Origin of the sequence: Virgisporangium aliadipatigenens, assembly GCF_016863615.1 — a bacterium.
GTDB lineage: Bacteria > Actinomycetota > Actinomycetes > Mycobacteriales > Micromonosporaceae > Virgisporangium > Virgisporangium aliadipatigenens.
In genome coordinates this window covers 84,869-104,441 of sequence record NZ_BOPF01000016.1, presented here as the reverse complement: position 1 = coordinate 104,441, position 19,573 = coordinate 84,869, and the positions used below count along the sequence as shown (strand labels likewise).

The following is a 19,573-nucleotide window of genomic DNA, read 5'->3' as shown; positions in this document are numbered from 1 at the left end:
TGACGCAGCCCGTAACCAGGGCATCAGTGCTGATGTGACTGTGGCGAACGAGGCACGTGGGGCGGCCAGGCAGGCCGCCGGCAACGAATGGCTGGAACGGCTGGCCCGGTTCGGGATGATCGGCTACGGCGTGACCCACCTGCTGGTGGGCTGGATCGCGCTGCAGCTGGCGTTCGGCAAGGCGGCCAAGGAGGGTGACCAGTCGGGGGCGTTCAAGACGCTCGCCGACGGGCCGCTCGGCAAGTTCCTGCTGGTGGCGGTCGCGATCGGGCTCGCGGCGATGGTGCTGTGGCAGGTGCTCGAGGCGGCCGTCGGGCACACCGAGGACACCGGCAAGGAACGCGTCTTCGAGCGCGTGGCGTCGGTCTTCAAGGCCGGCTTCTACGCGTATCTGGCGTTCAAGGCGGTGCAGGTGCTGCAGGGCAGCGGGAAGTCCTCGGGCGACCAGCAGCAGCAGACCACCGGCACCGTGCTGGAGTCGACCGGCGGGCGGTGGATCGTCGGGCTGGTCGGCCTGGCCGTCGCGATCATCGGGGCGGGTCTGGTGTGGTACGGGGTCACGAAGAGGTTCGAGAAGCACCTGAAGACCGGCCAGATGGACGCGAAGGTCCGCAAGACCACCCGCGGTCTCGGGGTCAGCGGCTATGCCGCGAAGGGCACCGTCTACGGCGTGGTCGGCATCCTGGTGCTCACCGCGGCGGTCAACTACGACCCGGGCAAGTCCCGCGGCCTGGACCAGGCGCTGCACACGCTCGCCGAGCAGCCCGCCGGTGACTTCCTGCTGATCGCGGTCGCGCTCGGGCTCGTCGCGTACGGCGCCTTCTGCTTCGCTCAGGCGAAGTACCGCAAGGTGTGAGGCTGCCGCGGCCTTCTTCGCGACCGCGGTCAGCGGGCCTTGACTTCGCGACTGCGTCGGCCGGCCTTGGCGCGAAGGGGACGGGTCGATCGATGGTGGAATGCGTGACGGGCCGGCTCCCCCCGAAGCCAGCCCGTCGCGGTATTACTCCCGCCGTGTCGCGGTGTTGTGCTGTCCCCGCCGTGTCAGCGACCGGCGAGAAGCCGGTTGACCGCCGCGTCGACGTCGAGGTGATCACCCTCACGCCCCCGCGGAACGGCAATGTAGGTACGCCGCAGGAACCGCACCAGTACGCTGCGTGGTACCTCGAAAAGCGCGTTGCCGTCGGGAGACGACAGCGCCAGTGCGACGAAATCCCCACGTGGGCTCGCCCACGGCCAGACCCGGACATCACCGATACCGGCCGGCTCGTCGAGCCCCGTCACCAGCAGTTCGCGGGCGAACGACCAGCTGACCGGCTCGCCTCCCGCGGTCTCGGCGTGGAACAGCACGTGCACGGCGTACGGGTCGTCCGGGTCGTACCGGAGACTCGCGCGTACCGGCAGAGCCGTCGCATCCGGCGCCACAAGCCGAAGCGACGTCTCCACCTCCACGGTCGTGGGTCGGATAGCACTCATGTCGAACTCCCCCCGGCACCCCGCGAGGCATGCACGCCCCGCCCCTCCCAATACTCAGTGCTCATGAACCATTACGCTCCGCCATCTGCCGATCTCACCCGGTAGTGGGACCGCGACCTCGTTATGCCGCCGGGCGTACGGTTCACGGGTAAGATCAGCCGTTTTTTGCGCGACGGAGTCCGCTCGAAGGAAGCTCGGGCCGGACGTCATTTCACTTGCGAGTAACTGCCGCTCACCGCCACCGGTGACGGCCCAGCACCGCAAGGAGCCAAAAGTGCATGACGATATGCCGTCCGGGGCGTCAACACCACCGGCGACCATTTCGACCTCAAAAACGACTATAACGGACAAATCGTATTTTCGTAGGATCCGCTCGCGGATTCGGTCCTGGCCCGGCGGAGCGCTCGCGCTGAAGATCGTCGTGGGGGTGCTCGGAACGGCGCTGATCCTGGCCGGACTCCTGCTCGTCCCGCTCCCCGGACCCGGCTGGGCCATCGTCTTCGCGGGGCTGGCGCTACTGGCCGTGGAGTTCGCGTGGGCGCGCCGGCTGCTGCGGCGGGCCCGCCGGCTCGTCTCCCTCGGGACGCACTGGTTCGGCCGCCGGCACTGGGCGCTGCGGTACGGGTCGGGCGCGCTGCTCGCTGCCCTGCTCGCCGCCGGCGTCGCGGTCGGGGTGTGGATGTTGTAAGTGGTGTGGGGGATACCGGCGTGCGAGGCGCGACTCGGATCGGGTATGGTTCTCAGGCGCCCGGGCGATTAGCTCAGCGGGAGAGCGCTTCGTTCACACCGAAGAGGTCACTGGTTCGATCCCAGTATCGCCCACCCAGGTCGAGGCCCACATCTCATCTATGGATGTGGGCCTTCGTCGTTGGATGTGGGCCTTCGTCGTTCGTGGCCACCGATGCGAGATCGACACCCCTATGCTCCGTCGGTGGACTACGAGAGCCTTACCGCCACCGTCCGGCAGTTGGTCGACGAGGCCGGCGAGGAAAGCCTCCGTTCGTTCGGTGCCGAGACCGTCGCCCGCATCGTCCGGGCCGAGACCCAGCCGGGCTATGTGCACGAGTCGGCGCTGACCGGAGAAGCCCGACAGGCGCTCGCCGAGGCGTGCCGCAACGTGCCGACGGCGGGCGCCGACGAGTTGCGCGGGTACCTCGCACGGGTGAACCACGGTGTCCTCACCCACGACGACATGGACTTCGGGTTGGCGAATCTTCTCAACGCACTGGACGCGTGGACGGCGTTCCTCGAAACGGGCGACCCTGACCAGGTGTACGACCTGGCCGAACACGCCTTCGATCAGATCGACTTCCAGGCGGAGGAGGCGGCGACGGTTGTCGACATGGACGACGTTCTCGCCACCCCTGAGATGGCGGCCGAATACGAACGGGTCCAGCGGCAGCTCGCCGCCTAGCCGGTGGATGACGGGTCGCGATCGATGCGCTCACAAGCGCGCCATGGTGGGGCGATACGCGGGTTATCGCCGTTGAGTGACAGGAGTCCGTGTGGACAGCTCCGCTCAGCCGCCGGGCGGGCTGTCCGCGACGTAGACGCCGACGCCCTGCTGGCCTTCGACGTAGCCGAGCAGCTTCAGGTCGTCGAGGGCTCGCTTGATCGGTTGGTCCGACACCCCGTAGAGGTCGCGCAGTTCGGCGAGCGAGGGCAGCTTGGCGCCGGGTGCGAGCTCGCCGGACGCGATGCGGGTCCGGATGTCGTCGAACACCCGCTGCCTGTGGGTCGGGCGCGGCGGCATGGTCATCTCCCTGGTCAGCAGGTCAATGCCACCATTCCCGCAGCGCGAGTTCAAGTCCTAAGCGTTCTTAGTGTTCGAAGTCCTTCGCACTTGGCATGCTTAGGATTCTAAGCTCTTCGCGAGGGTTGCCCGCAGTCCTGGTCAGCAACCGTCGCGGGCACCCCGGCTGAACAGCGGACGAGAGGAGACGGGGCGGTGGGTGTTGCGGGTGTTCGATGTGCCGACGGACAGCGACGTGGTGGGGACTTATGCGGGTTATCGGGGGTCTTTGACATGCGTAAGGCCCCACCACTTGCGTCCCGGCCGGGACCGATCCCGATCACCACGCCCACCGCGCTCGATGACCTCCTCGACAGCCTCGGCGCCGATCCCCGCTTCCAGCGGTTCCCGGTCATGGTGTCCCTCGAGTCGCCCGACGGTGCCCACGTGCTCGTACCACCGCCTACCGTGATGCCGCCGTGCCCACCGACGCTGCGCGGGAGGCGGCGGGTCAGTTCGTCGCTACCGGCTCGCGGCCGACCGCCGTTGAGTGGCAGGAGCCGATCGTAGAGAGTTCCGCACCCGACCGACCGTAGGCCGTCAGGTGGGGTTGCTGGGCCGGGACTTGATTGTCGCCCCGGCTGTGCCGAGCGGACCGTCTGAGTGCAATCGTCGCGCAGCGCGATCACGTAGGCGCGCCGCCAATCGCATCGCTATGCCGGGAAGGTGTAGTCGAGGACGTAGGCTCTGCCGTCCAGCGTCATGCGGTTGACCTCGACGCACCGGCCTGCCTCGGTCGTGGCGTGGCGGGTGATCTCGAAGACCGGCGTGCCCGCGAGCAGTTCGAGGCGTTCCTCCTCGTCGCGGGTGGGCATGCGGGTGCGGACGCGCTCCACAAAGGTCGCCGGCGCGTGGCCCAGCTCGGCGAGACGCGCGTACATGCCGCCGGGGCCGGTGTCGGTGTGCATGATGGCGGTGCCGCGTACCAGTTCGGCGGGCATCCACGACACCGACAGTTGCACGTAGCGGTCCTCGACCACGAAGCGGCGGGATCGGAACGCCGCCACGGCGCCGTCCGCCAGGCCGAGCGGAGCCGCCACCCAGTCCGGGGCCACGCGTTCGCCGGTTTCCACGTCGACGGTGCGCGAGCGTTTGCCGGTGTCGGCGTCCTGGATCGTGGCGCCGGTGCCCCACCTGTCGCGAGCCAGGCGGCCGGGTGAGTTCCGGATGATGGGCTCGAAGCCTCGGACGTAGATGCCGCCGCCGCGAGTGGTGGTGACGAGGCCCAGCGCCTGGAGGCGGCCGACCGCGCGGGAGACGGTGCCGGGCGTGACCTCGTACCTCGCGGCGAGGTCGCGGACGGCTGGGAGTTGTCCGCCGGGGGCGATCTCCCCGGACTCGATGGCCGTTCGGAGCAGGGCGGCGATCTTTTCGTACGCGGGAACGTATTTGCCGCTCAACTTCCGCCCCCTTCGGACCGTGCCGGTCGGGGCCGAGGCTACCCGGGCGGTGTCGATTGAGTCGATCAACCGACTTTGTATCGGACATCTTGTTTGTTTAAACAATTCCTGTTCACTGGTCGGCAGCCGGCGAGGATCGACGAGAGGAGTTGGGGATGGCGACGCGCAGGCCTGTGGTGTCGGTTCGGGCGGAGACGGGGCGGTGGGTGTTGCGGGTGTTCGATGTGCCGACGGACAGCGACGTGGTGTACACGGCGGATCTCGGGCCGGCCGGTGCGGGGAGCGAGCGGCTGCGGGTCGTCGCCAAGGCGTGCCTTGTGGGGCAGGGTTTCCGTGGGCTTGACGAGTGGTGCCGGATGGGTGAGACCTCGTGGTACGGGCTCGCCTACTGAGGCGGCGCGCGGCGTGACAGGGGGCGTGTCAGGACCGAGGCGGAGGCGTGTCAGCAACGCCCGCCACAGTTCCCGGCATGACACAGCTAGCGATCTCCGCGAACGGCCTGCGTAAGGCCTACGGGGAACGGGTCGTGCTCGACGGCATCGACGTCAATGTGCGTGCCGGCACGGTCTTCTCCCTGCTCGGCCCGAACGGTGCCGGCAAGACCACCACCGTCAACATCCTGACCACCCTGCTCCGCGCCGACGCCGGCACGATCAGCGTCGCCGGCCACGACATCGACTCCGACACCAAGCCTGTGCGGGCGGCGATCGGGGTGACGGGGCAGTTCGCGTCCGTCGACGATCTGCTGACCGGCGCGGAGAACCTCCAGCTCATGGCCGATCTGCAGCGTCTGGGCAGGAGCGAGTCGAAGCGGGTCGTCGGGGAGCTGCTGGAGAGGTTCGACCTGGCGGAAGCGGCGAACAAGCTCACCACCACCTACTCCGGCGGGATGCGGCGCAAGCTCGATCTCGCGATGACGTTGGTGGGTAGGCCGCGGGTCATTTTTCTCGACGAGCCGACCACCGGGCTAGATCCGCGCAGCCGCCGGACGATGTGGAGCATCGTGCGGGAGCTGGTCGCCGACGGCATGACCATTTTCCTGACCACGCAGTATCTCGAGGAGGCGGACCAGCTCGCGGACCGGGTGGCCGTTCTCGATCAGGGGCGGATCGTCGCCGAGGGCACGCCGGCCGAACTCAAGCGAATGGTCCCGGGCGGGCACATCCGGCTGCGGTTCGCCGATGCCGCGCGGTTGGCCGCCGCGGCGCGGGTGCTCGCCGGGTCGACGCCGGACGAGGAGGAGCTTTCGCTGCGGGTGCCGGGCGACAGCGGGATCAGGGCGTTGCGCGGGCTGCTGGAACGGCTCGACGAGTACGCGATCGAGGTCGAGGAGTTCTCGGTGCACACGCCGGACCTCGACGACGTTTTTCTTTCCCTGACGGGCCAGAAGGCTACGGAGGTCAACCGATGAGCAGCACCACGGTCATGGTCCGGCGCAACGTCACGCACACCGTGCGCAATCCGGTCGCGATCTTCAACGCGGTCCTGTTCCCCATCGTGATGATGCTGATTTTCGTGTACGTCTTCGGCGACGCGTTCAGTGTCGGCGACGACTACATCGACTACGCCACCCCGGGCATGCTCATGATGGCGCTCTCCTACGGGCTCAGCGCCACGGCGACGGCCGTCAACTCGGACATGACCAAGGGGATCATCAACCGGTTCAAGGTGATGGACGTGTCCCGCAGCGCGGTGCTGACCGGACACGTCGTGTCGACCGTGGTGCGCACGACGGTGGCGCTGGCCGCCATTCTCGGGGTGGCGTTCCTCCTGGGGTTCCGGCCGGCGGCGTCGTTCGCGCAGTGGCTGGCCGTGATCGGGGTGCTGCTGCTGGCCGTCCTCGCGGTCAGTTGGCTCACCATCGCCATGGGGCTGGCCGCGAAGACGCCGGAGTCGGCCGGGTTCGCGACGGTGCCGCTGATCATGCTGCCGTTCCTCAGCAGTGCGATCGTGCCCGCCGAGAAGATGGGGCCGGGGGCGCGGCAGTTCGCGCAGTACCAGCCGTTCACGCCGATCATCGAGACGCTGCGCGGGCTGTTCGACGGCAGCCCGTCGACCTCGCACGCGATCGCCGCTGTCGCGTGGTGCGTCGGCATCGCGCTGGTCGGCTACCTGTGGGCGCGGAAGACGTTCAACAAGCGAGGGTGAGCGTGGCGAGGTCGTGCCAGGCCGCCGCACTCCCCTCCCGGGTCGCCTCGGTGAAGCGCTCAGCACCGAGGCGACGCCGCACCTCCGCCTCGATCCGTTCCGCGTCCGGCTCGGAACGGTTCGGCAGGCCGCGCAGGGCCGTGCTCGCTCCGAGCAGCCGCGCGGCCTGTTCGGGTTCGTCCCGCCGCAGCGCCAGATCCGCCACGCCGACGAGCACCTGTGCGATGAGGGACGGGTGCCCCGCCTCGGTCGCCGCGCGGAAGGCCGCGACCCGATGGCCCCGGGCCCGGTCGAGATCGTCGGTCACGTAGGCGCGCAGGTCCTCCAGCACGCCGCGGATGTTCGCCCCGTCGGCGTCGGCGCCCAGCAGCCGGGTCGCCACGTCCAACTCCCGGCGGGCCTGCGCCGCGTCGCCGTTCCAGCGGGCCAGTGCCGCCTTGGAGAGGGCCACCTCGGCCAGGGTGTTCGGCCACGCGACCCGGGCCGCGGCGCGCTCCGCCTCACTCATCGCCGCCGCACTCGCCTCCGCGTCGCCCAGCAGCCGGTACAGCTGGGCCTGCCGGGCCCGGATCCGCGCCACGTCGTCGACCGCGCCGAACTCCAGAACGACCGCCACCGCCTCCTCGTACAGGGCGCACGCACCGGCGAAGTCACCGCGTACGGCGATCCAGTTCGCCAGTTCGGTCAGGGCGAACGAGATGCCCCACCGCTCCCCCAGCGCCCGGAACTCGGCCAGCGCCGCGCGCAGATAGGCCTCGGCCTCCTCGGCACCGTGCCCGAGCATGGTGCGCATCTTGCCGAGGTGCAGCCGGCCGAGCGCGCGCACCCACGGGTCCTCGTCGTCGAGCAGCGGCACGAACGCGTCGAGCGCGTCCGAGGGCTCCCGCACAAGGCGTTCCAACGAAGCGGCTATCCGGAGCGCGGGGTGAGCTCCGCGACCGGAACGGCTGAACGCGAACGCCTTATGGATCCACTCCTGGGCCACGAACTGATCGCCGAGCCCGGAGGTGAGGAACTGCGCGACGAACGAGTACACCACCGCCCGCACCTCGTCGGGGACCTCGCCGGGCACCGCGGCCGCCGCCGTGACCAGCTCGTTGCCCTCGGCCTTGTGCCCGGCGAGCCACCAGTACCAGCCGGCCGCGGCGGCGAGGCGCATCGCCCCGTCCGCCTCGCCGGCCGCCAGCGCACCCCGCATCGCGGCCGTCAGGTTGTCGTGCTCGGCCGCCAGCGCGGCGAGCCACTCGAGCTGCTCGGCGCGGCGCAGGTGCGGATCGGCCTCCTCGGCGAGCGCGATGAACCAGCGCAGGTGCGCCCGGCGCGTCTCCTCCGACTCGCCCGCCTCCGCGAGGCGCAGCTGCGCGTACTCCTTGATCGTGCCGAGCATCCGGTACCGCGGCGCCTCGTCGCCCTCGGCCACCACCAGGGACTTCTCGGTGAGCGCGGTGAGCAGTTCCTCGACGTCGGCCGGCTCGACCGGGTCGCCGGCGCAGACCCGTTCGGCCGCCTCCAGGGCCGCCCCGCCGGGGAAGACCGAGAGCCGGCGCAGGACCGCGCGTTCGGCGTCGGTGAGCAGTTCCCAGCTCCAGTCGACCATCGCCCGCAGCGTGCGGTGCCGGGGCAGGGCGGTGCGGCTGCCGCCGGTGAGCAGACGGAAGCGGTCGTCCAGCCGGCCGGCGAGCTGGTCGAGGGACATGGTGCGCAGCCGGGCGGCTGCCAGTTCGACCGCCAGAGGCATGCCGTCGAGGGCGCGGCAGATCCGGGCCAACGTCGCGGAGGTACGGGCGTCGGTCCCGAGATCTTTGCGGACCGCGCCGGCCCGGTCCCGCAGCAGCCGGACCGCCGGCGAGGCCTCGATCGCGTCCGGGTCGGCGTCCTCCGCCGGCAGGACCAGCGGCGCGACCGGCCAGAGAGCTTCCCCGATGATGCCGAGCGGCTCCCTGCTCGTCGCGACGATCCGGAGCCGTCGACACTCCCCCAGGAGCCTGTGGGCGAACGTCGCCGCGGCCTCGATGACGTGTTCACAGTTGTCCAGCACCAGGAGCGCGTCCCGCTCGCGCAGGGCGGCGACGACCCGTTCGACCGGCTCCGCGTCGGGGGCCTCGCCGAGCAGCGCGTCCCGCAGGCCCAGCGCGGCGAGGGTGGTCTGGGCGATGTCGTCCTCGACGCCGATGCCGGCCAGTTCGACCAGCCGGATCCCGTCCGGAACGTCGTCGAGCAGCGTGCGCGCGGTCTCCGTGGCGAGCCGCGTCTTGCCGGTGCCGCCCGGCCCGACGAGGGTGGTGAGCCGGTGCGCGCCGATCAGCTCCCGAACGGCGGCGATGTCCCCGTCCTTGCCGATGTAGCTGGTCAGCTCGGCGCGCAGGTTGCTGCGCGGGCGTTCGTCGCGGCGGCTCACCTCGCCGCGCAGCAGCGCCACGTGCAGGGCGGTCAGCTCCGGTGCGGGATCGACGCCGAGCGTGTCGGCCAGCGTCTCGCGGGTGCGCTGGTACACCAGCAGCGCCTCGGTGTCGCGGCCGGTCGCGACGAGTGCGCGCATCAGGGCGGCGACGAGGCGTTCGCGCACCGGGTGGGCGGCCACCAGGTCGGTCAGCTCCGTCACCAGCGCGGCACCGTCGCCGTGGCCGATCTCCGCGATCTCCCCGAGCTCCGCGTCGAAGCGGTCCTCCAGGGCGGCGAGCCGCAGGCCTTCGAGCCGGGTGGCCGCCGCGTCGAACGCCTCGCTCTCCAGCGGGCCGGCGTCCTGCATCGCCGCGCCGCGCCACAGGTCCAGCGCCGCGCGCAGCCGCCGGGGATCGTCGTCGGCGCGGGCCCGGGCGAGGAGGCGTTCGAAGCGGACGGCGTCGACGTCGTCGGGCGCGACGTTGAGGCGGTAGCCGTTGGCGTGCCCCTCGACGACGCCGTCCGGCAGGATCTTGCGCAGCCGGGAGACCAGGCGCTGCAGGGCGTTGGCCGCGTCGGCGGGCGGCTGCTCGCCCCAGATCCAGTCGACGAGCGTCGCCTTGGCGACCACGTGGCCGGGATCGAGCGCGAGGGCGATCAGCAGTGCGCGCAACCGGGCACCCGGCACGTCGACCGGGGTCCCCTCCCCCGTCCGGACCTCGAAGGATCCGAGCACCCCGATCTGCACGCGGCGATTGTGCCACCCCTGTGTCGCCGGTGGCCGTCCCGTGTCAGCCCGGTGTCAGAGCCCTCCGCGAGCGTGGCCGTATCGACGACCACAACGGCCGCCACATCGGTTGCCACTTCGATTGCCACATCGGTTGCCACGGAAGGATCGCCATGAGCCTGAACGGACTACCCATGGACCGCGACGCCGGACCGTTCGACCCGCCGCGCGGGATCACCGCGACCCGCGACGCCCGCCCGGTCAGCCCGATGACGTTCCACGGCGGGCACCAGGGTTGGCTCGTCACCGGCTACGAGGAGGTGCGCCAGATGATGGCCGACACCCGGTTCAGTTCGCGGCAGGACATCGGGGTGCTGCACGTGCCGTACGAGGTCCCCGACATGCCCGTTCCGACCGAACCGTCGCCGCAGATCCCGGGCGTGTTCATCGCCATGGATCCGCCCGACCACACGCGGCTGCGCCGGCGGCTCACCGGGGCGTTCACCGCGCGGCGGATGAAGGCGCTGGAGGCGAGCATCGTCGCCGTCACCGAACGGCAGCTGGAGCATCTGGCCGGGCTGACGCCGCCGGTCGACCTGGTGAAGGAGTTCGCGCTGCCGGTGCCGGTGCTGGTGATCTGCGAACTGCTCGGGGTGCCGTACGGGGACCGGGACCGGTTCCAGGCCGACTCGGCGCAGTTCATGGTGAAGGACCAGCCGATCGAACAGAAAATGGCGGCCTACCTGGGACTGACCGGGTACCTCGCCGAGCTGGTCACCCGCAAGCGCGCCGAACCGGGCGACGACATCCTCTCCGACCTGGCCCGCCAGGAGGATCTGAGCATCGAGGAGCTGACCGGCGCCGCGTTCCTCCTGCTGCTCGCGGGTCACGAGACGACGGCGAACATGCTTTCGCTCGGGACGTTCGCCCTGCTGGAAAATCCGGACCAGCTGGCCGACCTGCGGGCGAACCCGGACCTGGTCCCGGACGCCGTGGAGGAACTGCTCCGCTACCTGTCGGTGGCCGACATCTTCTACCGGTACGCCACCGAGGACCTGGAACTCGGCGGCGAGACGATCCGCGCGGGCTCGACGGTCGTCGTGTCGCTGCTGGCCGCCAACCGGGACCCGCGGCGCTTCGAGCATCCGGACGCCCTGGACGTGCGGCGCAAGGCGCGCGGGCACGTGGCGTTCGGGCACGGGATTCACCAGTGCCTCGGGGCGCAGCTGGCGCGCATCGAGCTGCGGGCCGGGATCGAGGGGTTGCTGCGGCGGTTCCCGACGCTGCGGCTGGCGGTGCCGGCCGAGCAGGTGCCGCTGCGCACCGACATGAACATCTACGGTGTCCACTCCCTCCTGGTGACCTGGGAGCCCTCCCCGGCGTGAGAGGCTGGCCGGCATGGATCCGGACTGGGCGGCACGGCGGGGCCAGGCGATCAGCGCCCACGCCCGGGACCTCGAACGCCGCGAGGAGGCCGAGACCCGGCGGGCGCGCGAGATGCTGACGGACTTCGTCCGGGCCGCGCTGGAGAAGGGCATCGCGCCGGTGCCGCTGCGGGCCCGTTCCTACGACGGGCGGCAGCGGTACCGGACCGGGCTGCACGGCTGGTACCTGCACGGCGATGAGGCGATGGCGGTCGGTGCGGACGGGGAGTTCTACATCCTCAGCGTGCCGGGGTCGGTGCGGGCGCTGGTGACGGGGGTGCGGTTGCGGCCGGATCGGGCGCGGACGGTCATCGGCGAGGGGGGACGGGACGGGGATCGGGTCGCGTTGCGCACGCTCCTCGACCGGATCCTCGCCGGCGCTCCCGACGGCGGCGCGCCCGGCGGCGGCGCGCCGGGCGTGACCGGCCTTCCGGGCGGTGCGGCGTGAGCGCGCCGGGCGGCGCGGCCGGGCCGTCGGGCGGGGAGACCGCTCAGGGCGGGGTGCCTGGTGGCTGTGAGTTGTGGCCGATCGGGCGGGTCGAGTCGACGCTGACCGTCCGCCACGGCGCGCCGCGCCAGCCGGACGAGGGCGCGCCGGAGGCGTGGCTGGTCTTCGACGAGAACGTGCGCGACGGCCTCACCGGTCTCGCACCCGGCGCGCGGATCGTCGTGCTGACCTGGTTGCACCGGGCCGACCGGAGCACGCTCACGGTGCGCCCGCGCTCGGATCCGTCCCGCGCGCCCACCGGGGTCTTCACGACGCGCGCGCCCGACCGTCCGAACCCGGTCGGCCTGCACCGGGTCACCGTTCTGGCGGTCGAGGGGCTGCGGGTGCGGGTGGATGCGCTGGAGGCGATCGACGGCACGCCGATCATCGACGTGAAGCCGGTCCTCGGGCCGGTCGAGGAGCGCTGACGGTACCTCGGCCCGCCGGTCGGGAAGAGGCCGCGGTGCGCAACGGGTGGGCGCGTTTGCCCGCGGTCCCTATGGTGGCCTGATGCGCGCGGAGGACCGCCCCGCCGGTTCGCGGGTCACGGGGCTCATCGGTTTGCTGGCCGTCATCGCCGGCATCGTGACGATCGTCGCCTGTGTCGGGTTGTGGGGCTCCGACACCGACAACGTGTTCGCCCCGCTCGCCTACGGCGTGCCGATGGTCGCCTGCATCTTCCTGGGGTTCTGGGCATTGCGCCGGGTGCAATTCACGTCGCCGGCCCTCGTGGCGCTCGACCGGCGGTTCGCGGAGGACGGCGTGCGGGGCACCGCGCGGATTCTCGCCTACGAGGCGCCGGCGCACGTTCCGCCGTCGGCGCGGTTGGTGTGGCTGGTGCTGACGCTCACCCTGGAGCTGCCCGAGGGCACCCGGAACGGGCTGCGCTACCGGGCGCTGGTGCCGGGGATCGACCTGCCGCGGTTCACCACGCTCGGGCGCATGCCGTGCGTCGTCACGCCGGACGAGCCCCCGAACGTGCGCGTGTACCCGCGCTGCGATGCCGACATCGACGTGCTGCAGGGCGAGCCGCTGACCCTGATCCCCTATGCCGCCTGAACGGCGCGTCGCCGGCGCGCGGCTACCGGCGGCCCTCACCCTGCTCGCCGGCGCCGGCACGGTCGTCTCCTGCATCGCGTGCTCCGTCAACGACGCGGCGGGCGTGGGGACGTTCCTCGGCGTGGCCGGGCTGCTGCTGCTCACGATCGGCCTCGCCGTCTGGACCTTCAACCGGTCGGCGAACGCGCTGGCCGACGAGGAGGAGGCGCTCGACCGGCGGCTCGACGACGTGGGTGTGCGCGCCGTCGCCCGGATCGTCCGCCATGAACCGCAGTGGCACGTGCTGACGCTCGATCTGGAGCTGCCCGCCGGCACCCTGCGCGGCGTCGAGTACACGGCCACCGTGGACGAGCGGGACCTGGCCGCGTTCGCCGCGCTCGGGCGGCTGCCGTGCCTGATCGTGCCGGGCGAGGAACGGCCCGCCGTCCGGCTCTACCCGCGCTGCGGTGTCGACGATCCCGTGCTGCGCGGCGACACCGTGGTCTGCACGCCGATCGGCAGCCCGTAGCCGGTCAGTCCACAGTGGACATGGTCGACGTGGTGGAGACGACGGCGTGCATGGCCGCCATGACGTCGGTGCCGGACGGCACGTCGGTCGGGTCCATCAGCCACTGCGCGGCGAGGCCGGCGAGCATCGCCTGGTAGAGCGCGCCGACCTGTTCCTCCCGGCCCGCCGGTGCGCCGCCGATGAGCTGCGCCAGGGCGATGCGGGCCTGACGGTTGGCGTCACCGAAGAGGCGGCGCAGCTCGGGGGTGCGTTCCAACTGGGCGAGCAACTCGAACTGGACCGTCCACAGTGCACTGTCCGCGCGGAACGAGGCGACCACCGCGTCCCAGCGTTCGGCCGGGGTGCCGGCGAGCGAGCCGAGCGTGCGCCCCAGTCCCTCGCCCCACTCCTCGATGGCCTGCTGGAGCGCCTGCTGGAGCAGGGCCTCCTTGGAGCCGTAGTGGTAGCCGATCGCGGCGAGGCTGACGCCGGCGCCGTTCGCGATGTCGCGCGCGGTGGTCAACGCGTAGCCCTTCTCGTAGAGGCAGCGCTTGGCGGCGTGGAGCAGATCTTCCCGGTTGCCCATGTCCGAGGATTCTACACAAGCGTCTTGCACAACTGTCTTAGACGATCGTACTATCGATCCATGACGAAGAAGGTGCTCATCTCGGGAGCCGGCATCGCCGGCAGCACACTGGCCTACTGGCTGCACCGGAGCGGGTTCGCGGTCACCGTCGTGGAGCGGGCGCCGGCCATGCGCGACGGCGGCTACAAGGTCGACATCCGCGGCGCCGCGCTCGACGTGGTGCGCCGCATGGGCCTGCTCGACGAGATCCGCGCGCTGCGGACCGACGTGCGCGGCGCGTTCGTGGTGGACGCCACGGGCCGCCGGGTGGCGAGCATGGACGCCGACACCTTCGGCGGTCGGGAGCACGGCGACGCGGAGATCCTGCGCGGGGACCTCGCCCGGCTGCTGTACGGCCGCACCCGCGACGCCGTCACCTACCGGTTCGGCGACTCGATCGAGTCCATCATGGACGGCACGGTCACTCTCCACAGTGGACACACGGAGACGTTCGACGTGATCGTGGGCGCGGACGGGCTGCACTCGCGCACCCGGGAGCTAACCTTCGGGCCGGAGCGGGAGTTCGTGCACGACCTCGGGTACCGGATCGCCATCTGCGCCGTCCCCAACCACCTCGGCATCGACCGCGAGGAGCTGACCTACGTCGGCCCGGGCCGCACCACCCTGGTCTACAGCACCGCGCGGGACACCGACGCCAAGGCGATGTTCATCTTCCGCACACCGTCCACAGAGGACGCCGACCGGCGGGCCGCCCTGCGCGCCGCGTACACCGACCAGGGGTGGGAGGTACCGCGGCTGCTCGAGGCCCTCACGCCGGACCTCTACTACGACGCGCTGTGCCAGGTCCGGATGGACTCGTGGGCGCGCGGCCGGGTCGTTCTGCTCGGCGATGCCGCCTACTGCGCCTCGCCGGCCTCCGGGCAGGGGACCGGCCTCGCCCTGGTCGGTGCCTACGTTCTCGCGGGGGAACTGGCGAGCGCCTCCCACGAGCGGGCGTTCGCGGCCTACGAGCGGGTGATGCGGCCGTTCGTCGCGGCCAACCAGAAGCTCGGGCCGGACAACGTCAAGCGGATGGTGCTCGGCTCGAAGGGGCAGGTGCGCGTGTCGATGGCGATGCTGGGCCTCATGGCCCGGATGCCCGGCCGCGAGCGCATCCTCGCGAGGGTGATGGCACCGCTGCACAGGGCGGCCAACGCCATCACGTTGCCGGACTACGGCAGCGCCAGCGCGACCGCCTGTTCGGGACCGTCCACATAGGTCGGTCCGGGCACCGGTGCGCCGTCCGGGCCGACGACGCGCCAGCCGCCGAGCACCAGCACGGGCACGCCGCCGCGGCGCATGGCGAGGGCCAGCTCGCTGAGCGTTCCCCAGGATCCGCCGACCACGATGACCGCGTCGGCGCTCCACACGAGGACGGCGTTGCGGGCCTCGCCGAGGTTGGTCACGACGGTGACCGACAGGTCCGCCGAGGCACCCTCCCGCGACTGCCCCGGCCGGATCCCCACGACCGTCCCGTTCCGCGACCGCGCGCCGGCCGCGACGGCGGCCATCACACCGGAGCCGCCGCCGCAGAGCACAACGGCGCCGCGCTCGGCGAGCAGCTCACCCACGCGGCGTGCGTGCGCCGCCTCCGCGTCCGTGCACTCCCCCGGACCGCAGACCGCTATCTGGAACGCCATCAGGCACCAGCGTACGACTGCCGGCCGCTGTTCAGGCCCACTGCTCGGAGCCGGAAAGCTACAGTCGCGACACAGGCCATCGTTATTCTCGGGGGGACAGAACGATGCTGCGTGAACGACAACGATCGATGTTCGGGGCGGCCGCGGCGCCGCTCCTCCTGCTCGGGCTCGCCGCCCCGGCGGTGGCCGCCGCCCCACCGATCGGGCTGCCCGCGGGCGCCTGGGCGGTCTGCCCCGACGAGAAGGCGCAGGGCTGCATCGACTCGGTCACCATCACACCGGACGGCGGGGTGGCGGCTCCGCTCGCGGCGCACGGGCTGTACCTCGAGGTGACGACCGAGGACGAGGCGGGCATCTCGATCGGCTGGGCGGTGAAGGGGTGGAACGAGACCACTGTGCCGAAGGAGGTTCGGGACGGCACGGTGAACCTCGAGTTGCGCGTGGGGCCCTATCCCGCCCGGTACACCACGGCGACCGCGCGGGACCTGTCCGTCACGCGCACCACCACCGGCGACGGCAACACCACCGTCCACCTCGCCGGCCGTCCCGTGCAGATCGACTGGACCACCGGGCCGCTGCTGCTGGCGTGCCTGACCGCGAGCGACTGCGGCGGGGCCGACACGATGGCCGACGCCGGCGGCTCGGGCTACGCGTTCAGCGGCAACACGCAGGACCTCAGCGCGTGGGGCGAGCCGTACCTGAGCGCGCTCGACGGGTTCCACTTCGGCTCGGACGCCCAGGCGAAGCCGCCGGTCGTGCTGATGGTGGCGTCGCCGGTGCCGTTCTGGTCGATGGTGCTCGGTGGCCCGCACCTCGACGCGACGGGCAACGCGGCCCGCGGGTCGTTCAACGCGTGGATCCCGCCCAGGTACTTCGCGCAGCACGACACCAACGCGGAGGCCGCGCTGGCGGTCGGGTTCGACGTCGTGGCGGTGGAGAACAACCAGGACGTGAGCCTGCCGTTCACCGCGCGGCTGCGCGACGACGGCGTGGCCATCGACGTGCCGCACCTCGGCTACTCGATCAAGACGGTCAACGTCTTCAACCGACCGTCCACAGTGGACCCCGAGGCGACGGTGCCCGACGTGCCCGGGAACCTGACCGTGCAACCGGCGGCCGGACGGCTCGGCGCCGCGTGGCAGCCGCCGCCCGGCGATACCGGACCGGAGGTCGAGACGTACCGGGCGCGGGCGTTCGACGCGGCCACCGGCGGGAAGGTCGTCAGCAGCTGCGCGGTCACCGCTCCGGCCACCTCGTGCGACCTTCCCGGGCTGGAGCCCGGCGGCAGTTACTGGGTCACGGTCAGCGCCCTGAACCGGCTCGGCGAGGGCGTCTCCGTCGCGCCACGCGTGCCGGGCACACCCACCTGAGCCGTTCGAACGAGGCGGTACCCCGTCCGGTCGACCGGTCGGGGCGCCGCCGTTCGTCCCCCCGAACCCGGGCAAAAAGGTACCGTCGCGGCACAGACCATCGTTGTATCGGGGGACAGAACGATGCTGCGCGCGCGCAAGCGACCGGTTTTCGGAGCGGTCTCGGCCGTCCTGATGGCGAGCCTGCTCGGATTGGCCGGACCGCCGGCATCCGCCGAACCGCCGCCCGAGTGGCCCGACGGCGCATGGCCCGCCTGCACCGACGCCGAGGCACAGGGTTGCGTAGCATCGGCCACCGTCACGCCCGAGGGCGGCACGCCCACCCCGCTGTCGACCTACGGGCTGAGTGCGAACGTCGCCGCGCTGCCGGGCTTCGTCACGTCGTTCAACTGGGCGGTAGAGGGGCTCGACGGCGACGCCGTGCCGCAGGAGGTGCGCGACGGCACGATCACCTTGGAACTGCGCGTCGGCAGCTTCGTTCCCCGGTACACCACCGGCATCGTGCGGGACCTGGTCGTCACGCGGGTCGGCAGTACCCTCACCGTCACCGGCCGCCCCACGTACATCAACTGGACGAACGGCCCCTTGTTCGCCTCCTGCATCGCGGGGACCGACTGCGGCGACGCCGATACGATGGCCAACTCCGGCGCCTCCGGGCACCGCTTCTCCGGCAACACGCAGGACCTGGTCACCTGGGGCGAACCGTACGTCAGCACGCTCGACGGGTTCTACCTCGGCACCGACGCCCAGGCCCGGCCGACGGTCGTGCAACTGGCCACCTATCCCGAGCCCTACTGGTCGATCCCGGTGCTCGGCAACCCGCACCTGGACCAGAACGGCGCCGTGGCGCGTGGCGCGTTCAACGCGTGGATCCCGCCCGCCTACTTCGCCTCGCTCGACACGAACGCGACGGCCGCCGCCGCGGTCGGTTTCGACGTGGTGGGCGTCGACGGAGGAACCTCGGTGAGCCTGCCGTTCACCGCGCGCGTGCAGGACGGTGGGGTGGCCATCGAGGTCGTCGACATGGGGTACTCGATCCGGGCCGTCAACGTGTACAACCGGCAGTCCGCTGCGGACACCGACACGACGGTGCCGGGGGTACCGCGGGACCTGATCCTGCAGCCGTTCTCAGGTGGGTTCGACGCCGCCTGGGACCCACCGGCGGACGACGGCGGAGCGCCGGTCGAGTCCTACCGGGTGCGGGCGTTCGCCGACGAGGCGACCGGGATGGTCGCGGCGAGTTGCACCGCCACCGCGCCGGCCACCACGTGCGACATCGACGGGTTGGCCTACGGGTCGACGTACTGGGTCACGGTCGGTGCGGTCAACCAGTTGGGCGAAGGAGACGGGATCGCGCCGCGGATGCCGGTGGTCGTGGGGCAGTGGACGCAACCGTCGGCGGCGCCCAGCGTCTCCGCCTCGCCGACCGCTTCCGCCTCGCCCTCACCCGGGAACTCGTCCACGCCGGGTGCGCCGGTGTCGCCGAGCCTGACCGGATCGCCGGGAACACCGGTCTCGCCCGACCCGGGCGTCACGGCGTCGGTGAGCCCCGGGGACTCCACCGGCCCGAGCCCGACGCCGGGGGACACGGCCTCGCCCGATCCGACACCCGGCGACACCACCGACCCCGAGCCGACGCCGGGCGACACCACCTCGCCGAGCCCCACACCCGGCGACACCGCCTCGCCCGACCCGAGTCCCGGGGACACGGCCACGCCGAGCGCCGGCCCGAGCGACGGCGTCACGCCGAGCGACACGGCCCAGCCCGGCCCCGGCCCGAGCGATACGGCGTCGCCGAGCCCGAGCGTCACCGGCTCCCCGACGCCCACCGCGCCGGGTGCGCCCACCGAGGTGCGGGCGAGCGGAGCGGACGGGTCCGCCGCGGTGTCGTGGTCGGCACCGGCGATCACCGGCGGCTCACCGATCACCGGCTACCGCGCCGTCGCCCAGCCGGGTGGCGCCGCGTGCACCACGACCGGCGCGATCGCGTGCGGCATCACCGGCCTCACGAACGGCACGGCGTACACCGTGACGGTCACCGCCACCAACGCCGTGGGCGACTCCCTGGCGAGCGCACCGGTCACGGTGACGCCGGCCAGCCCCACCCTGCCCGCGACCGCGCCCGTCGGCGCCGAACCGCTGACCAGCACCGGCGGCGGCACCATCTCGGACGAGCGCACGGTGACGCTGACCGGTGACGGGTTCGCGGCGAACACGCCGGTGCTCGTCGGGATCTACTCGGAGCCGACGACGCTCGCCGCCACCGTCTCGGACGCGAACGGCCACGTCAGTGTCGAGGTGACGGTCCCCGACGACTTCAGCGGCGCGCACACGCTGGCGATGAGCGGCATCGGTTCGGACGGGAACGTGCGCACGCTCGCGTTGGCCGTGACGGTGGCGGAGGCGTCGGCCGCCCTGCCGGTCACCGGCCGGGACACGCACGGGCTGGCCGGCCTCGGGGCGGTGCTGCTCGCCGTGGGCTTCGTGGTGGTGGGCCTGGCCCGCCGCCGCCGGACCGCCTGAGGCCGCCGCCCGGCCGGGGCGGCCCCTCACCGATCT

Annotated in this window: 20 protein-coding genes, 1 tRNA gene and 1 pseudogene; 16 read left to right on the top strand and 6 right to left on the bottom strand. The window is 71.8% G+C overall.

Translation table 11 applies throughout. The features are described 5' to 3' along the window. Positions 1 to 40: 40 nt before the first annotated feature. Positions 41 to 856 (top strand): DUF1206 domain-containing protein, encoded by an 816-nt coding sequence (locus tag Val02_RS22695; RefSeq protein WP_308440018.1) that lies wholly within the window; start codon positions 41 to 43, stop codon positions 854 to 856. A gap of 185 nt (positions 857 to 1,041) precedes the next feature. Here the strand turns inward: Val02_RS22695 and Val02_RS22690 are convergent, their stop codons facing one another. Beyond that, positions 1,042 to 1,473 carry an SsgA family sporulation/cell division regulator gene (locus Val02_RS22690; RefSeq protein ID WP_203901181.1) on the bottom strand — a complete coding sequence of 144 codons (432 nt, stop codon included), beginning with the start codon at positions 1,471 to 1,473 and terminating at the stop codon, positions 1,042 to 1,044. A gap of 286 nt (positions 1,474 to 1,759) precedes the next feature. Between Val02_RS22690 and Val02_RS22685 the strand changes: the two genes are divergently transcribed. The 3 genes from Val02_RS22685 (at position 1,760) to Val02_RS22675 (ending at position 2,887) form a co-directional block, all read left to right on the top strand. After that, entirely contained in the window at positions 1,760 to 2,161 is a 402-nt protein-coding gene (locus Val02_RS22685) for a TIGR02611 family protein (RefSeq protein ID WP_203901207.1), read from the top strand. A 62-nt stretch (positions 2,162 to 2,223) separates the two neighbouring features. Continuing rightward, positions 2,224 to 2,295: transfer RNA gene (locus tag Val02_RS22680), tRNA-Val, on the top strand. A gap of 109 nt (positions 2,296 to 2,404) precedes the next feature. Next, positions 2,405 to 2,887: a hypothetical protein gene (locus Val02_RS22675; protein WP_203901180.1), complete on the top strand. Its 483-nt coding sequence runs from the start codon at positions 2,405 to 2,407 to the stop codon at positions 2,885 to 2,887. 105 nt (positions 2,888 to 2,992) lie between these two features. On the opposite strand, the gene Val02_RS22670 is transcribed toward Val02_RS22675, so the two are convergent. Next, a complete protein-coding gene (locus Val02_RS22670) occupies positions 2,993 to 3,226 on the bottom strand; it encodes a winged helix-turn-helix domain-containing protein (protein WP_239153253.1) in 234 nt (77 codons plus the stop codon). A gap of 449 nt (positions 3,227 to 3,675) precedes the next feature. Between Val02_RS22670 and Val02_RS48685 the strand changes: the two are divergent. Next, positions 3,676 to 3,801, top strand: a pseudogene (locus tag Val02_RS48685) (Imm1 family immunity protein); the annotation flags it as partial. 117 nt (positions 3,802 to 3,918) lie between these two features. Here Val02_RS48685 and Val02_RS22660 read toward each other — a convergent pair. Continuing rightward, positions 3,919 to 4,665 carry a GntR family transcriptional regulator gene (locus tag Val02_RS22660; protein ID WP_203901178.1) on the bottom strand — a complete coding sequence of 249 codons (747 nt, stop codon included), beginning with the start codon at positions 4,663 to 4,665 and terminating at the stop codon, positions 3,919 to 3,921. Positions 4,666 to 4,820: 155 nt separating this feature from the next. Here Val02_RS22660 and Val02_RS22655 point away from each other — a divergent pair, with 155 nt between their 5' ends. The 3 genes from Val02_RS22655 to Val02_RS22645 all read left to right on the top strand — a co-directional run bounded on the left by Val02_RS22655 (position 4,821) and on the right by Val02_RS22645 (position 6,813). After that, complete coding sequence (locus Val02_RS22655; protein ID WP_203901177.1) at positions 4,821 to 5,057, top strand: hypothetical protein; 237 nt, start codon at positions 4,821 to 4,823, stop codon at positions 5,055 to 5,057. Positions 5,058 to 5,134: 77 nt separating this feature from the next. Then, positions 5,135 to 6,076: an ATP-binding cassette domain-containing protein gene (locus Val02_RS22650; RefSeq protein WP_203901176.1), complete on the top strand. Its 942-nt coding sequence runs from the start codon at positions 5,135 to 5,137 to the stop codon at positions 6,074 to 6,076. Next, positions 6,073 to 6,813: an ABC transporter permease gene (locus Val02_RS22645; RefSeq protein WP_203901175.1), complete on the top strand. Its 741-nt coding sequence runs from the start codon at positions 6,073 to 6,075 to the stop codon at positions 6,811 to 6,813. The genes Val02_RS22650 and Val02_RS22645 overlap by 4 nt, the downstream gene beginning before the upstream one ends. On the opposite strand, the gene Val02_RS22640 is transcribed toward Val02_RS22645, so the two are convergent. Next, positions 6,797 to 9,943 carry an AfsR/SARP family transcriptional regulator gene (locus Val02_RS22640; RefSeq protein WP_203901174.1) on the bottom strand — a complete coding sequence of 1,049 codons (3,147 nt, stop codon included), beginning with the start codon at positions 9,941 to 9,943 and terminating at the stop codon, positions 6,797 to 6,799. The genes Val02_RS22645 and Val02_RS22640 overlap by 17 nt on opposite strands. Before the next feature lie 152 nt (positions 9,944 to 10,095). On the opposite strand from Val02_RS22640, the gene Val02_RS22635 reads away from it, so the two are divergent. From Val02_RS22635 to Val02_RS22615, 5 genes are all read left to right on the top strand, one after another. Beyond that, entirely contained in the window at positions 10,096 to 11,307 is a 1,212-nt protein-coding gene (locus tag Val02_RS22635; RefSeq protein WP_203901173.1) for a cytochrome P450, read from the top strand. A 13-nt stretch (positions 11,308 to 11,320) separates the two neighbouring features. Then, positions 11,321 to 11,794, top strand: a complete 474-nt coding sequence (locus Val02_RS22630) for a hypothetical protein (protein WP_203901172.1) — start codon at positions 11,321 to 11,323, stop codon at positions 11,792 to 11,794. Continuing rightward, positions 11,791 to 12,261: a tRNA (N6-threonylcarbamoyladenosine(37)-N6)-methyltransferase TrmO gene (gene tsaA, locus Val02_RS22625; protein WP_239153252.1), complete on the top strand. Its 471-nt coding sequence runs from the start codon at positions 11,791 to 11,793 to the stop codon at positions 12,259 to 12,261. The genes Val02_RS22630 and tsaA overlap by 4 nt, the downstream gene beginning before the upstream one ends. Positions 12,262 to 12,343: 82 nt before the next feature. Further along, positions 12,344 to 12,892 (top strand): hypothetical protein, encoded by a 549-nt coding sequence (locus Val02_RS22620; RefSeq protein ID WP_203901171.1) that lies wholly within the window; start codon positions 12,344 to 12,346, stop codon positions 12,890 to 12,892. Beyond that, positions 12,882 to 13,400 carry a hypothetical protein gene (locus tag Val02_RS22615; protein ID WP_203901170.1) on the top strand — a complete coding sequence of 173 codons (519 nt, stop codon included), beginning with the start codon at positions 12,882 to 12,884 and terminating at the stop codon, positions 13,398 to 13,400. Before Val02_RS22620 ends, Val02_RS22615 begins: the two co-directional genes overlap by 11 nt. Positions 13,401 to 13,404: 4 nt before the next feature. On the opposite strand, the gene Val02_RS22610 is transcribed toward Val02_RS22615, so the two are convergent. Beyond that, positions 13,405 to 13,965, bottom strand: a complete 561-nt coding sequence (locus tag Val02_RS22610) for a TetR/AcrR family transcriptional regulator (protein ID WP_203901169.1) — start codon at positions 13,963 to 13,965, stop codon at positions 13,405 to 13,407. A 60-nt stretch (positions 13,966 to 14,025) separates the two neighbouring features. Here Val02_RS22610 and Val02_RS22605 point away from each other — a divergent pair, with 60 nt between their 5' ends. Next, entirely contained in the window at positions 14,026 to 15,222 is a 1,197-nt protein-coding gene (locus Val02_RS22605; RefSeq protein ID WP_203901168.1) for an FAD-dependent monooxygenase, read from the top strand. Here Val02_RS22605 and Val02_RS22600 read toward each other — a convergent pair. After that, positions 15,177 to 15,644, bottom strand: coding sequence for an SLOG cluster 4 domain-containing protein (locus Val02_RS22600; RefSeq protein WP_203901167.1), 468 nt, complete (start codon positions 15,642 to 15,644; stop codon positions 15,177 to 15,179). The two genes, Val02_RS22605 and Val02_RS22600, sit on opposite strands and share 46 nt — an antisense overlap. 104 nt (positions 15,645 to 15,748) lie before the next feature. Between Val02_RS22600 and Val02_RS22595 the strand changes: the two genes are divergently transcribed. Next, positions 15,749 to 17,014 carry a fibronectin type III domain-containing protein gene (locus tag Val02_RS22595; protein WP_203901166.1) on the top strand — a complete coding sequence of 422 codons (1,266 nt, stop codon included), beginning with the start codon at positions 15,749 to 15,751 and terminating at the stop codon, positions 17,012 to 17,014. 123 nt (positions 17,015 to 17,137) lie between these two features. Continuing rightward, entirely contained in the window at positions 17,138 to 19,537 is a 2,400-nt protein-coding gene (locus Val02_RS22590; protein WP_203901165.1) for a fibronectin type III domain-containing protein, read from the top strand. Positions 19,538 to 19,573 lie beyond the last annotated feature (36 nt).

Excerpts from the sequence above, each read along its gene's own strand:
- Val02_RS22690 (WP_203901181.1), bottom strand. The coding sequence starts at position 1,473 with ATGAGTGCTATCCGACCCACGACCGTGGAGGTGGAGACGTCGCTTCGG.
- Val02_RS22685 (WP_203901207.1), top strand. The coding sequence starts at position 1,760 with ATGCCGTCCGGGGCGTCAACACCACCGGCGACCATTTCGACCTCAAAA.
- Val02_RS22670 (WP_239153253.1), bottom strand. The coding sequence starts at position 3,226 with ATGCCGCCGCGCCCGACCCACAGGCAGCGGGTGTTCGACGACATCCGG.
- Val02_RS22655 (WP_203901177.1), top strand. The coding sequence starts at position 4,821 with ATGGCGACGCGCAGGCCTGTGGTGTCGGTTCGGGCGGAGACGGGGCGG.
- Val02_RS22650 (WP_203901176.1), top strand. The coding sequence starts at position 5,135 with ATGACACAGCTAGCGATCTCCGCGAACGGCCTGCGTAAGGCCTACGGG.
- Val02_RS22645 (WP_203901175.1), top strand. The coding sequence starts at position 6,073 with ATGAGCAGCACCACGGTCATGGTCCGGCGCAACGTCACGCACACCGTG.
- Val02_RS22635 (WP_203901173.1), top strand. The coding sequence starts at position 10,096 with ATGAGCCTGAACGGACTACCCATGGACCGCGACGCCGGACCGTTCGAC.
- Val02_RS22630 (WP_203901172.1), top strand. The coding sequence starts at position 11,321 with ATGGATCCGGACTGGGCGGCACGGCGGGGCCAGGCGATCAGCGCCCAC.
- Val02_RS22620 (WP_203901171.1), top strand. The coding sequence starts at position 12,344 with ATGCGCGCGGAGGACCGCCCCGCCGGTTCGCGGGTCACGGGGCTCATC.
- Val02_RS22615 (WP_203901170.1), top strand. The coding sequence starts at position 12,882 with ATGCCGCCTGAACGGCGCGTCGCCGGCGCGCGGCTACCGGCGGCCCTC.
- Val02_RS22610 (WP_203901169.1), bottom strand. The coding sequence starts at position 13,965 with ATGGGCAACCGGGAAGATCTGCTCCACGCCGCCAAGCGCTGCCTCTAC.
- Val02_RS22605 (WP_203901168.1), top strand. The coding sequence starts at position 14,026 with ATGACGAAGAAGGTGCTCATCTCGGGAGCCGGCATCGCCGGCAGCACA.
- Val02_RS22600 (WP_203901167.1), bottom strand. The coding sequence starts at position 15,644 with ATGGCGTTCCAGATAGCGGTCTGCGGTCCGGGGGAGTGCACGGACGCG.
- Val02_RS22595 (WP_203901166.1), top strand. The coding sequence starts at position 15,749 with ATGCTGCGTGAACGACAACGATCGATGTTCGGGGCGGCCGCGGCGCCG.
- Val02_RS22590 (WP_203901165.1), top strand. The coding sequence starts at position 17,138 with ATGCTGCGCGCGCGCAAGCGACCGGTTTTCGGAGCGGTCTCGGCCGTC.